The 13162-nt window shown below is 44.6% G+C and carries 10 protein-coding genes; 1 reads left to right on the top strand and 9 read right to left on the bottom strand.

Translation table 11 applies throughout. From position 1 onward, the window contains the following. Positions 1–234 precede the first annotated feature (234 nt). Together DXD11_RS02185 and DXD11_RS02180 are read right to left on the bottom strand one after the other, a co-directional pair. Positions 235–1479 (bottom strand): aspartate aminotransferase family protein, encoded by a 1245-nt coding sequence (locus DXD11_RS02185; protein ID WP_118757680.1) that lies wholly within the window; start codon positions 1477–1479, stop codon positions 235–237. A 53-nt stretch (positions 1480–1532) separates the two neighbouring features. Beyond that, the gene (locus tag DXD11_RS02180; protein ID WP_118016614.1) at positions 1533–2930 is read right to left on the bottom strand and encodes a glycine--tRNA ligase; all 1398 of its coding nucleotides are present in this window, start codon (positions 2928–2930) and stop codon (positions 1533–1535) included. Positions 2931–3203: 273 nt separating this feature from the next. On the opposite strand from DXD11_RS02180, the gene pdxR reads away from it, so the two are divergent. Further along, complete coding sequence (gene pdxR, locus DXD11_RS02175; RefSeq protein WP_118016615.1) at positions 3204–4610, top strand: MocR-like pyridoxine biosynthesis transcription factor PdxR; 1407 nt, start codon at positions 3204–3206, stop codon at positions 4608–4610. A 90-nt stretch (positions 4611–4700) separates the two neighbouring features. Here pdxR and recO read toward each other — a convergent pair whose 3' ends face one another. The 7 genes from recO to DXD11_RS02140 all read right to left on the bottom strand — a co-directional run bounded on the left by recO (position 4701) and on the right by DXD11_RS02140 (position 13144). Further along, positions 4701–5444 (bottom strand): DNA repair protein RecO, encoded by a 744-nt coding sequence (gene recO, locus DXD11_RS02170; protein ID WP_118757679.1) that lies wholly within the window; start codon positions 5442–5444, stop codon positions 4701–4703. Positions 5445–5541: 97 nt separating this feature from the next. Beyond that, complete coding sequence (gene era, locus DXD11_RS02165) at positions 5542–6441, bottom strand: GTPase Era (RefSeq protein ID WP_015534137.1); 900 nt, start codon at positions 6439–6441, stop codon at positions 5542–5544. 143 nt (positions 6442–6584) lie between these two features. Then, positions 6585–9494 carry an insulinase family protein gene (locus tag DXD11_RS02160; protein WP_118757678.1) on the bottom strand — a complete coding sequence of 970 codons (2910 nt, stop codon included), beginning with the start codon at positions 9492–9494 and terminating at the stop codon, positions 6585–6587. 108 nt (positions 9495–9602) lie between these two features. Next, entirely contained in the window at positions 9603–10106 is a 504-nt protein-coding gene (locus DXD11_RS02155; protein WP_118016618.1) for a cytidine deaminase, read from the bottom strand. Between the two features lie 185 nt (positions 10107–10291). Then, positions 10292–10969, bottom strand: a complete 678-nt coding sequence (locus DXD11_RS14665) for a DUF4190 domain-containing protein (protein WP_270227137.1) — start codon at positions 10967–10969, stop codon at positions 10292–10294. A gap of 164 nt (positions 10970–11133) precedes the next feature. Continuing rightward, entirely contained in the window at positions 11134–12765 is a 1632-nt protein-coding gene (groL, locus tag DXD11_RS02145; RefSeq protein ID WP_118757677.1) for a chaperonin GroEL, read from the bottom strand. Positions 12766–12856: 91 nt separating this feature from the next. Beyond that, positions 12857–13144 (bottom strand): co-chaperone GroES, encoded by a 288-nt coding sequence (locus DXD11_RS02140; RefSeq protein ID WP_015534141.1) that lies wholly within the window; start codon positions 13142–13144, stop codon positions 12857–12859. Positions 13145–13162: the final 18 nt, after the last annotated feature.

Here is a 13162-nt window from a genome sequence, read left to right as displayed (position 1 = left end):
TGTGTGCCGACCTGAAACAGACTGGCAACTGATCTTCGCTGACCAGTATTCAAAAATTTCCAAATTGGCAAACTGCCCGCACAGCCCTATTCATCCCGTAAAAAACATAGGCTGCGGAAAACTCCGCAGCCTATGTTTAACTTTATATCATGTCGCCTGCAGGCTCCATGTGGATATTCACATTATACCAGTCCTACACAAGTGCGGCTGTCACAATGCACATTTTATTACAACTTACTCGCCGTCAATAGCTTCCTTAAGAATATCAAGACCTGCAATAAGATCCTCATCTGAGATGATAAGTGGTGGCATGATCTTAATGACCGCGTTGTCACGGCCAGCTCTCTCTATTACAAGGCCCTTCTTGAAAGCTCTTGCTGTGATGGCACCTGCTGTTGCATCGTCCTTAACCTCTACACCCCAGAGGAGTCCGATACCACGTGTTGCAATTACATTCGGATCACCGTCTATATTCTTCTCAAGATACTCTCTAACTATCTCACCCTTACGTTTTGTCTCTGCCTCGATGTTGTTGTCAAGCATGAACTCAAGTCCTGCCTTTGCAGCTACCATTGAGAGCTGGATTCCACGGAATGTACCTGAATGCTCACCCGGCTTCCAGAGATCATACTCTGGCTTGAACATTGCAAGTCCCATTGGGAATGGATATCCGCCGATTGACTTTGAAAGTGTGAACATATCAGGCTTGATTCCTGCTCTCTCAAATGAGAAGAATGTACCTGTTCTTGCACAGCCAACCTGTACGTCATCAACAACCATAAGGATGTCGTTCTTATCACAGAACTCACGGAGTGCCTTGAGGTACTCTACTGAGAATACATTTACACCACCATCTGCCTGTACTGTCTCGATAAAGATTGCTGCAGGCTTCTCAACACCTGAGTGATCGTCATCAAGAAGTGTCTGCATGAACTTGATCGTATCAAGCTCTGGGAACATGTATGGGGCTGGAATGTGATATACGTTGTCAAGTCCAACGCCTGCTCCTGCACGGCTTGCAGCATCGCTTGTAAGTGATATAGAACCAAGTGTCATACCATGGAAACATCCCATATATGCCCAGATCATCTCTCTCTTCTTGACCTTACGCGCAAGCTTTAAGAGTGACTCAACGGCATTTGTTCCTGTAGGACCTGCAAACATGATCTTATAATCAAGTCCTCTCGGCTCAAGAACCTTCTTTTCGAAGAATTCGATGAATTCAGCTTTTGGTGCTGTCATCATGTCAAGAGAATGCATGATTCCATCGCTCTGGATGTAATCGATAACCTTCTCCTTTATATAATCATTGTTATGACCATAGTTCAATGCGCCTGCTCCTGCAAAGAAGTCTATATACTCCTTACCATTCTCGTCATACATCTTGGCTCCCTTGGCCTTTGTAAATATCTCTGGGAAACTTCTGCTGTACGATCTTACATTTGCCTCGTATTCTGAAAATAACTCTTTACTATGCATCTTAATGCCTCCTGTAATTCAGTGTCCCGTATTATCTCCGATCACACCATCAATTAATATTCAAACTTCTTCTCAAAGTAAGCCTTCAGATCCTCGATCTTGACTCTCTCCTGCTCCATGGTATCCCTGTCACGAACTGTAACAGCTCCATCCTCTACAGAATCAAAGTCGTATGTTACACAGAAAGGTGTTCCTATCTCATCCTGTCTTCTGTATCTCTTTCCTATATTGCCTCTGTCATCAAACTCACAGTTGTAGTACTTTGAAAGTTCTGCATAGATCTTCTCTGCACCCTCGTTGAGCTTCTTGGAAAGTGGAAGCACACCGATCTTAACTGGTGCAAGCTGTGGGTGGAAATGAAGGACTGTACGGATGTCTGGCTTCTCCTCTGTTCCGATGTTCTCCTCGTCATATGCAGCACACAGGAATGCCAGTGTAACACGGTCAGCACCAAGTGATGGCTCGATTACATATGGAATGTACTTCTCCTTTGTCTCATCATCGAAGTACTCCATTGACTCTCCTGATGTGTTCTGGTGCTGTGTCAGATCGTAATCTGTTCTGTCAGCGATTCCCCAGAGCTCTCCCCATCCAAATGGGAATAAATACTCGATATCAGTTGTTCCCTTGGAGTAGAAACACAGCTCCTCAGGTGAATGGTCACGGGCTCTCATCTCATCATCCTTGATTCCGAGATCCTTGAGCCAGTTGATACAGAAGCTTCTCCAGTACTCAAACCACTCCATATCTGTACCCGGCTTACAGAAGAACTCAAGCTCCATCTGCTCGAACTCTCTTGTTCTGAATGTGAAGTTACCAGGTGTTATCTCATTTCTGAATGACTTTCCTATCTGACCGATTCCAAATGGAACCTTCTTTCTTGAAGTTCTCTGTACATTCTTGAAGTTGACAAATATACCCTGTGCTGTCTCCGGTCTCAGGTATACAGTGTTCTTGGCATCCTCAGTTACACCCTGGAATGTCTTGAACATAAGGTTGAACTGTCTGATACCTGTGAAGTTGTGCTTTCCACATGTCGGACAGCAGATATTGTTCTTCTCAACGTACTCTTCCATCTGCTCGTTGCTCCATCCGTCTACCGCGCCCTCTGGAACAACTCCGTTTTCAGCCATAAAGTCCTCTATAAGTTTATCTGCACGGAATCTCTCATGACACTCTTTGCAATCCATAAGAGGATCAGCAAATCCTCCAAGGTGGCCTGAAGCAACCCATGTCTGTGGGTTCATAAGGATAGCACAGTCAACTCCTACATTGTAAGGGTTCTCCTGGATGAATTTCTTCCACCATGCTTTCTTTACGTTGTTCTTGAGTTCAACTCCGAGATTACCATAGTCCCATGTATTTGCGAGACCACCGTAAATCTCTGAACCTGGATAAACAAATCCTCTGCTCTTTGCCAATGCAACGATCTTGTCTAATGTCTTTTCCATCGTAATCCTCCAAATCATATTCGAATTTGCATTTTTTTCGCTCTATCCGCCTTATTTTATACTCATTCAAATATTTTTGCAAGGTTCACGGCATATTTTGTAATATTATTTATACAAAGCTACTATAATTTGTGCCGTCAGACATCACCTTATGACTTCTTCTTATTGCTTACTCGCTATGACTCTTGTATAATAGCACCAGATTGGTTCTTTCTAAAGTTCCAATTTTAAGTATTTTTATAGAACCAATTTGCACCAGAAAGGAACACCAGAATGATTTCAATAGACAAAACTTCTAACAAGTCTCTATATGAACAATTATATGAACAAATGAAATCCGAGATACTTAATGAGCACTATGCTGCAGGTGAAAAGCTCCCTGCAACAAGGCAGCTCGCCGCCGAACATAAGCTGAGCCGCAACACAGTAGTATCTGCTTACAACCAGCTTGAACTTGAAGGATATATACGCTCCGTGACAGGCTCCGGCTACTACGTTGAGAACATCACTGCATTTACCCCGGACAGAAAAACAAGACAAAGCCACAATATACAACATTCTTGCAGGCAGGCTGGAAAGACATTTGACTACACATTAAGCTACGGCAATCTGGACTATAACTGCTATCACTCCAGGGCCTGGCGCAAATGCCTTATGAACGCCTGGGACATGATATCCATGGCCGATACCGCCTCCTACCAGATGTCGCAGGGAAGCTACACCCTCCGCAGTCTTATCACCGAATATCTGTACATGTCCAGGGGTGTCAACTGCACTCCTGAGCAGATCATCCTCACAAGCGGACACCAGAGATCCATAGACATAATCACCCATATATTCAGTCCGTCAGACTATTCATTTGCCATAGAGGACCCTGGCTACAACGGAACATGGGAGATCGTCAGCCAGAGTCCTTTCAGGATCATTCCAATACAGCTTGAGGACGACGGTGTGTCCATAGAACACATCCAGCGTCTCAGGGACACTCTGCTGTATGTAACGCCATCCCACCAGTTTCCGATGGGAAGCATACTACCGATAAGTAAGAGACTGGAGCTCATAGAGTGGGCGGCTCAATCTGGAAGTTATATCATCGAGGATGATTACGACAGCGAACTCAGATACCAGAGCAGACCGATCCCATCCCTGCAGTCCATCGATAACAGTGATCACACTATATATCTCGGTACATTTTCCAAATCCATGTCACCAGATCTTCGAATATCATATATGGTGCTTCCTGCAGATCTGATGAAGGCATATGAATCCAGATATTCACACACCAACTGCACTGTTCCAACCGTTCTGCAGCTTGCACTTATTGAATTTATACAGAGTGGTAATTATCAGCGCCACATAGGCGCCATGAAGAATCACTATAAAAAGAAGCATGATTATATATTGAATTATGTGAAACAGAATCTTGAAGATGATGTGATCATGTATGGTGCCGGAGCCGGTCTCCACTTTGTGGCAGAGGTTAAGAACTCAAAGCTTACCCAGACAGAGCTCATATCAGCTTTTGAGCAGAAAGGCATACGAATCTTCTCCACAGAACCATTCTGGATAAGAAAGAATCTCTGTCCTGAGAACCAGCTCCTGTTTGGTTTCAGTGCTATACCGTACGAAAAGCTTCCCGGTGCTATGGATACATTTTCCAAAATAATACACACTCTTTAATATTGACATCTTCAGGCCGGCTATTAACAAAAAGAAGAGAATCTTACTTGTTGTGATGTGATTCTCTTCTTTTCCTATAATTACATTATGTCACGGCAATGAGTCTATGATCTCCACCGATTTGAACTTCCTGTCCACATACATATCCATGAACTGCTTCGACACTAGCTGTATCTCCACCAGTACAGGATCTGACACATTGAAGTTGTACATCTTGCCAAGCGATGCACCATTTATGTATTGTATCGTGTATACTGCGTCATCCGATAGATGAAGCGGATGTTTTGCCCGGCCTTTGCATCCATCGCAGAGCAGTCCACCCGATGCTGCATCGAATACATTTGACACCTCAGCCTTGCCACATACCGGACAGTGGAAGCTCTGTATTCCCTGTCCGAACACATCCATAAGCTTTATCTCGTACACGCACCTGATGAGCTTTGCCGGCATCTGCCCCTTCTCCAGAGCCTTAAGACTCACATACAGAAGATTGAGGTAATCTGCTGCCCTGTCACCCTCATGGGTCATGAATCTCATGACCTCACAGAAGTACGATGCATAGCAATACGCGTCTATGTCCATGGTGAGCTTGTGAAAATATTCGTCAACATCTATATTCACAAGCCTGTATGAATCCCGCCCCGGGATCAATGTAAAACTTCCCATGACAAACATCTGTGTCTTGGACTGGAGCGGATTCGTTCCTCTCCTCACACCTGTTGCAAATACTGTGATCCTGCCCCGTTCTTTGGTGAGGGCCACCATTCTCCTGTCATATTCGCTCTGGAGGCTGCTGGACAGTACAATTCCATGCAATATTACTTCTTCTCTCAATTGTATATCCACCTCCATAACAAATTTAACATGACAAGATCGGCAAACTGTGCACTGCCCGCAGCGACTGCACATTCACCGATCCTGTTTGCACACACTACTCGTCTCTAAACCCAAAGTTCCTTAGCAATGTATCTGTATCTCTCCAGTCCTTCTTGACCTTTACCCAAAGCTTCAGATTGACCTTGGTGTCGAGAAGTCTCTCTATTCCATATCTCGCATGAGTACCGATCTTCTTCAGCATGACGCCCTGCTTTCCTATGATGATTCCCTTGTGAGAATCCCTCTCACATATGATAGTGGCATCAATATCGATCAGTCCGCCATCTGGTCTCTCCTTCATGGAGTCAATGACCACCGCAATTCCGTGAGGAACCTCCTTGTCAAGCTGACGAAGTGCCTGCTCTCTGATGAGTTCGGCAACGATCTGTCTCTCCGGCTGGTCAGTGATCGTATCCTCATCGTAATACTGCGGTCCGTACGGAAGATACTTCATGATGGTATCTATAAGCTCATCCGTATTCTTGCCCTTGAGGGCTGACACAGGAACTATCTCCGCAAAATCACAGGCATCCTTGTAGGTATTTATCGCCTCAAATACCTTGCTCTCCTCTACATTATCTATCTTGTTCACAACCACAATGATCGGAGTCTTCACATGCTGGAGCTGCTCTATAATGTAACGCTCTCCCGCACCGATAAATGTTGTGGCCTCAACTATCCAGAGAACCACATCGACCTCATCCAGTGTACTCTCGGCAACCTTGAGCATGTACTCTCCAAGCTTGTTCTTCGCCCTGTTGATTCCCGGTGTATCCAGGAAAATGATCTGTCCCTTATCACTTGTGTACACAGTCTGTATCCTGTTTCTTGTTGTCTGTGCCTTGTTGCTTGTTATCGCTATCTTCTGTCCTATCAGTCTGTTCATAAGTGTCGACTTTCCAACGTTTGGTCTGCCTATGATGGACACGAAGCCTGATTTGTATTCTTTATTCATATATCTCCTTCATCCTGCATGCGAAAGCTAACCTACGCATACGCATCTAGCTTTACTATGTCATGACCCTAATTCGCCGCTCGCAAGTCATGCAAGCACGCCCACTCACTTGCGCTCATTATAATATCGACTGTCGGCTATACCTAGAAAATTGCAAGTACATCCTTGAAGTTGTCCTTATTCTCCTCTATCCTGCTCTCACCGCCGATGGCACAGATGATTCCTGAATCTGTAACAGCCTTTACGAGTGGAGCAAGAGCTCTGATGGCATCTCTGTCTGTGGAGAGGATCTTATCACGCTCTCTCTGGATCTGCTCATCTGTAACACCCATAAAGTATCTCGCCATGTGGCTTATGCCCTCTGCTACAGGTGTTGTAGGTGCATCTATCTGAGCCATGGTTCCAATGATATACTTTGTCATATCCCTGTCTGAGCACTCAAAGTTCTCCACGAACTTATACGCATTCTTGAATATGTCATATGTCTCCATGAGGTTTGGATCCCTGTATGAACTCATATAACATGTTCCATTCCTTAGGAATGAGCACATGGCACCATATGCGCCGCCCTTCACACGGACATTCTCCCACAGATAACCATATGAGAATATGATCTTGAGAACGCTCAGTGAGCTGTCGTACTTGTAACCGGCATCCTCAAAATTACCCGCTATAGCAACATACTGAACCTGGCTTGCAGTCTTGAAGCCCTCATTCTTAAGCTCCTTCTCAAATACTTTCACATCCTTATGTGCAGGTCTTGTGGAGAGTGCCATGCCAAAGTCGGCAAATGATTCCTCAAGCAGATCTGTCACATCCTCATCTCCTGTATATGAAACCGTAAGCGCACCCTTTCTGAGAACCTCTGCAAGAGCATACTGAAGCTTCTCAATGAAGTCGTCATACTTCTCGTCGAAGTGATCCACTATGTCGCACAGGAATTCATAATAAGCAATTCCACATGTCTCATCCGTGAATCTTGCCCCCTCATCTATATATGACATGGCTCTTGTGTATGCGGTCACATGGCCGGAAGCAGCCATGCCATTCTTCATGCTCGACTTCTCCTCCGTCAGGAGCTCCTTCAGTCTCTTCCTGTCATCAATCTTAGACGAGAACAGTATCTCCTTCATGAGCTCTACAGCATACGGAAGCTTCTCATAGAGCGCCTTCATTGATACATAGAAAAACTTCTTGATATCAGTGTCGCTGGCATATCCAACCATGTCAAACTCTATTCCGCCGATATTGCTGTCTATCTCATTTGAGAGCTGTCCATAGGTGTGCTTCTCTGTATCAATATATTTGAACAAACATGTCAGTGTAGCAAGGTATGGCACAAGGTCATTATCTATATCGTTGATGTTGAAATAGAATCTCAGGTATCCTATACCATTTGTAAATATATCGTGGCTTACAACCGGAAGTCCGCCGATCTCAGACTCAACATTCTTGAGCTTCTCTGCCTCTTTGTCAATGTCATCTATCGCCAGAAGCGGAACCTTGGCAAGATCCTCTGCGGATGAAGGAGTCGCCTGATACTCCTTGAGCGCCTTTGTATCCTCCACGATCTTCTCAAGCTCCTCATGGCTGAGCGTAGCCTTGTATGCAGCAAGCTCATCAGCGATCTTCTTCTCATTCTCCTGATCAAGGCCTTTCTTTGGATTCATAGTGAGATACAGACCAAATGTATTATCTATAAAACATTCCTTTATAAGCTGCTCAAAGTATCCGTTCTGAAGATCCTCTCTCAGCTCCTTGTACACATCATTCATCTCGAAGAACATGAGTGCTTTGGTGTCGTCATACAGCCAACTGTTGAACGCATCCAGTCCGTACATGAGTCCCTTAGGAAACCTTCCAAAGTTGGCCTCCTTGTGCTTGAACTCAAACTTGTTGATTGCTGCCTCAATAGCTGCTTTATCTACACCATGGCTGAGCTCTTCAAATGTGTCATCTATAACCTTTATAAATCTGTCCTTGTCATTATTATCAGCGCCTCTTGCTATGATGGAGAATGTGGTCTGCTGACAGCCATTGTCAAATGAGCTGTAGACCTCCTCACCTATTCCCGCATCAGTCAGTGCTTTCTTCAAAACCGCACCCGGCGCATCCATGAGTACGTACTCAAGTATTTCAAGGGCTGTAACCTTCTTCTTCTCGGTGCTGAGTCCTGTTATCTTGCTGTATGTGAGTATGGAATTGTTCTCCTCAGGATCAGTGTCAGCTATGGAGTAATCCATGGTGATGTCCTTCATCTCGTCAAATGGCTTCTGAAGAGGTATCGCTGAATCAATCTTCTTGTAATCGTAATGTGACAGATACTCCTCATCTATAAACTCCAGCTCCTTTGCCATATCACAGTCGCCGTACAGATAGATATAACTGTTCGATGGATGATAATACGTCCTGTGGAAGTCCCTGAATCTCTCAAGGGTAAGTGTAGGTATAAACTCTGGATTACCACCTGAATCATTGCCGTATGGAGTGTCCGGCATGAGCGATGACTCTATACCCCTGTACATGATAGACTCAGGACTTGAATACACGCCCTTCATCTCATTGTACACAACTCCGTTATACTTCAGATCTCCATCCACAGAGTCAAGCTCATAATGCCAGCCCTCCTGCTTCATGATCTCATCATGTATATAAATATCCGGATAGAACACAGCATCCAGATACACACTCATGATATTCTCGAAATCCTTCTGATTGAAGCTCGCTATAGGGTATACCGTCTTGTCCGAATATGTCATGGCATTCAAGAAGGTGTTCAGTGAGCCCTTTGCCAGCTCGACAAATGGATCCTTGACCGGATACTTCTTTGAACCACAGAGCACTGAATGCTCGATTATGTGAGGTATTCCTGAATCGTCATATGGAGGTGTTCTAAAGCCTATATTGAACACCTTGTTCACATCGTCATTCTCAATGATGAGAACCCTTGCCTTTGTCTTTATATGCTCCAGCACATAGCCCTTGCCATGTACCTCCGGGAGATCCTTCTCCTCAACTATTCTGTAAGCCTTTACATCCTTGATATTTCCCAATTCATATTCTCCTTCTATATCTTTTTTATATCATTATATATTTTTTCGATATACGCTTTTATATCGCCATGAATTTGCGTGATGACATGCACACATCAGCGTACTTCATTATTCCATCTGTCCGGCACCAAATGAAGCTGGTAGAAACTCTGACAATCTTCTCATGTCGTAATCATCCTCTGATCGTGCTGCGATAACATACATATCCGCAGAAAATTCTGAGAGCACCTGTCTGCATATCCCACATGGATATGTTATTCCGTTTATCCCTGTACTATTCAGGCCACCGACAATAGCAATCGCTTTGAAATCTTTATAGCCACTGCTCACTGCATTGCACACCGCCGCGCGCTCTGCGCATATGGTTGCACCGTATGAGGAGTTCTCTATATTACAGCCTGTAAATACCCTGTATCCGTTCGCGTTTTTATCGTTGTTGTCCGATTCTCCGCCAACACATTCCGCTTCATCCGAATAATTCTCACGACCTGCCAGGAGTGCTGCTCCGACCTTAAACTGTGAATACCTGGCATATGCCCTCTCTCTTGCCTCCAACGCCTTCACGATAAGACGCTTGATGTCTGTATCTCCAATAATATAATCATTCTCCATAATTACATATCCTCCATACTGATATCTTCGCACTCTCATAATAATAACACTAACAGGCCTTTAGATTCAATCACCCACACAGTATTAAACGTTCAAATATTATCAGCTTGACACACATGACAAGAGGCCGCCTGAAATCCGGCGACCTCTCCAGTCCTTATCTGTATTCAGATGTACGACTTTTCTTAATAGCTTCCTGACTGTATCTGTCTGAGTATTTCATCCACCATATCCTGATATGTGTCCGATGTAAGAACCAGGATAATACAGAACACCAGGAACACAAGTGCTATTGCGCTCATTATAATTCCTGCGATAGCCATTCCCTTGCCAGGCTTCTTATCCTTAAGACTTATGATACCTGTTATCAGTCCCGCAATGGCTGTGGCAATTCCCACATATGTGATACAACATCCAAATGTAAGTGAGAAAATACCAAGCACCATAGATGCTATGGATACACCCTTGCTCTCCTGTGGCATGTTGTTCTGTGGATATGCAGGGCCCCCACCCATGTTCAGATTCTGATTCGCATAATTCTGTCCGTATGGATCTCCCGGCTGTCCATAGCCCTGTCCATACTGTCCATTTGGCTGGCCGTACTGCCCATAGTTCTGATCGTACTGTCCATTCGGCTGTCCATAATTCTGATCATACTGTCCACCCGGCTGACCATAATTCTGTCCATACTGGCCACCTGGCTGACCATAGTTCTGATCGTTCTGTCCATACTGAGGCGCACCTTCATATGGATTCTGCTGTCCCACCTGTCCGTTGTCTTCTGTTGGCTGATAGCCACCAAAGCTGTTGTTATCTTCTCCCATCTCTTCCTGCCTTTCTTTTATAACTTTTTTATAACCCATACTTTCCCTTAGTCGAAAAATATCTGTTTTGATTATCTCACACATGCCGATTAGTGTCAATTAACCTGTATAAAAAAGAAACACACCACCCGGTTACGGATGATGTGATCTTTTTTTATTTTAGTCATTGCATTTTACTGCGAAATCATGTCAGACTCTATTCCTTAGAAGCCCATTCCGCCGCCCATTCCTGCTCCGCCTGCCGGCATTGCTGGAGTATCTTCCTTGATATCAGCTACAACTGACTCTGTTGTAAGCATTGTTGAAGCAACTGATGTAGCATTCTGAAGTGCACTTCTTGTAACCTTAACAGGATCTATGATTCCTGCCTCGATCATGTTGACATATGTCTCATTGTATGCATCAAAGCCGACACCAACCTCAGACTCTTTGATCTTGTTGATGATGACTGATCCCTCAAGTCCTGCATTTGCTGCGATGTGGAACAGTGGAGCCTCCATAGCCTTGAGAACTACCTTAGCACCTGTCTTCTCGTCGCCCTCAAGATCCTTTACAAGCTCTGCAACCTTCTTTGCAGCGTGGATGTATGCTGAACCACCACCTGAGATGATTCCCTCTTCAACTGCTGCTCTTGTGGCATTGAGGGCATCCTCCATACGGAGCTTAGCTTCCTTCATCTCTGTCTCTGTAGCTGCACCAACTCTGATAACTGCAACACCACCGGCAAGCTTTGCAAGTCTCTCCTGAAGCTTCTCCTTGTCGAACTCTGATGTTGTCTCCTCAAGCTGAGCCTTGATGACATTTACACGGCCTGCGATATCTTCCTTAGCGCCCATGCCGTCAACGATAACTGTGTTCTCCTTTGTGATCTTAGCGCTCTTTGCACGGCCAAGGTCATCAAGAGTAGCATCCTTGAGCTCGTATCCAAGCTCCTCAGATATAACCTTACCGCCTGTAAGAATAGCGATATCCTGAAGCATCTCTTTTCTTCTGTCGCCATAACCAGGAGCCTTTACAGCTACTACCTGGAATGTACCACGCAGCTTGTTGACGATAAGTGTTGTGAGAGCCTCGCCCTCGATATCCTCAGCGATGATCAGCAGCTTTGAACCGCTCTGAACGATCTGCTCAAGAAGTGGAAGGATCTCCTGGATATTTGAGATCTTCTTATCTGTAATAAGTATATATGGGTTATCAAGCTCTGCAACCATCTTCTCCATATCTGTTGCCATGTAAGCTGAAATATAACCTCTGTCGAACTGCATACCTTCTACAAGGTCGAGCTCTGTCTTCATTGACTTTGACTCTTCGATTGTGATGACTCCATCCTTTGACACTTTCTCCATAGCGTCGGCAACCATCTGTCCAACCTCATCGTCACCAGCTGAGATAGATGCAACTCTTGCGATCTGATCCTTTCCGCTGATAGTCTCACTCATATCAAGAATAGCCTCAACTGCCTTGTCGCAAGCCTTCTTCATTCCCTTTCTGAGAACGATAGGATTAGCACCTGCTGCCAGATTCTTCATTCCTTCATTGATCATAGCCTGTGCAAGAACTGTAGCTGTTGTAGTACCATCACCTGCAACATCATTTGTCTTTGTTGCAACTTCCTTGACGATCTGAGCACCCATGTTCTCAAATGCATCCTCAAGCTCTATGTCCTTTGCTATTGTAACACCATCATTTGTGATGAGTGGTGAACCGTATGACTTTGCAAGTACAACGTTTCTTCCTTTAGGTCCAAGTGTAACTCTTACTGTATCTGCTAACTGATTAACTCCTGCCTCAAGTGCCTTTCTAGCTTCGGCACCATACTTAATTTCCTTTGCCATTTCTATCTACCTCCATGTTATATTACATATATATTATCCATATATCATCCGCATATGTCTCCCGCAGCTCACGCTGTCTGGATATATGCTTTTACTTCTCAACGATTGCAAGGATGCTGTCCTGCTTGATAACTATGTACTCTTCGTCGTCAAGCTTAACCTCTGAACCAGCGAACTTCTGATATATAACTGTATCTCCAACCTTAACGTCCATAGGAACCAGCTTGCCATCAACAACTGCTCCAGGGCCAACCTCTATAACCTCTGCATACTGTGGCTTCTCCTTTGCCTGGCCTGGTAATACGATTCCTGACTTTGTTGTCTCCTCTGCTACTGACTGCTTTAATACTACTCTGTCTCCAAGTGGTCTTAACTTCATGATATATACCTCCTGATT

Source organism: Coprococcus sp. TF11-13 (assembly GCF_003481085.1).
Lineage (GTDB): Bacteria > Bacillota > Clostridia > Lachnospirales > Lachnospiraceae > Coprococcus > Coprococcus aceti.
The sequence above is the reverse complement of the archived record's forward strand: the minus strand, read 5'-3'. Positions and strand labels throughout refer to the sequence as shown.

Bases quoted from the DNA above. Each gene is read 5' to 3' on its own strand.
- DXD11_RS02185 (WP_118757680.1), bottom strand. From the start codon at position 1,479: ATGCATAGTAAAGAGTTATTTTCAGAATACGAGGCAAATGTAAGATCG.
- era (WP_015534137.1), bottom strand. From the start codon at position 6,441: ATGAATAAAGAATACAAATCAGGCTTCGTGTCCATCATAGGCAGACCA.
- DXD11_RS02155 (WP_118016618.1), bottom strand. From the start codon at position 10,106: ATGGAGAATGATTATATTATTGGAGATACAGACATCAAGCGTCTTATC.
- DXD11_RS02180 (WP_118016614.1), bottom strand. From the start codon at position 2,930: ATGGAAAAGACATTAGACAAGATCGTTGCATTGGCAAAGAGCAGAGGA.
- DXD11_RS02140 (WP_015534141.1), bottom strand. From the start codon at position 13,144: ATGAAGTTAAGACCACTTGGAGACAGAGTAGTATTAAAGCAGTCAGTA.
- pdxR (WP_118016615.1), top strand. From the start codon at position 3,204: ATGATTTCAATAGACAAAACTTCTAACAAGTCTCTATATGAACAATTA.
- DXD11_RS14665 (WP_270227137.1), bottom strand. From the start codon at position 10,969: ATGGGTTATAAAAAAGTTATAAAAGAAAGGCAGGAAGAGATGGGAGAA.
- groL (WP_118757677.1), bottom strand. From the start codon at position 12,765: ATGGCAAAGGAAATTAAGTATGGTGCCGAAGCTAGAAAGGCACTTGAG.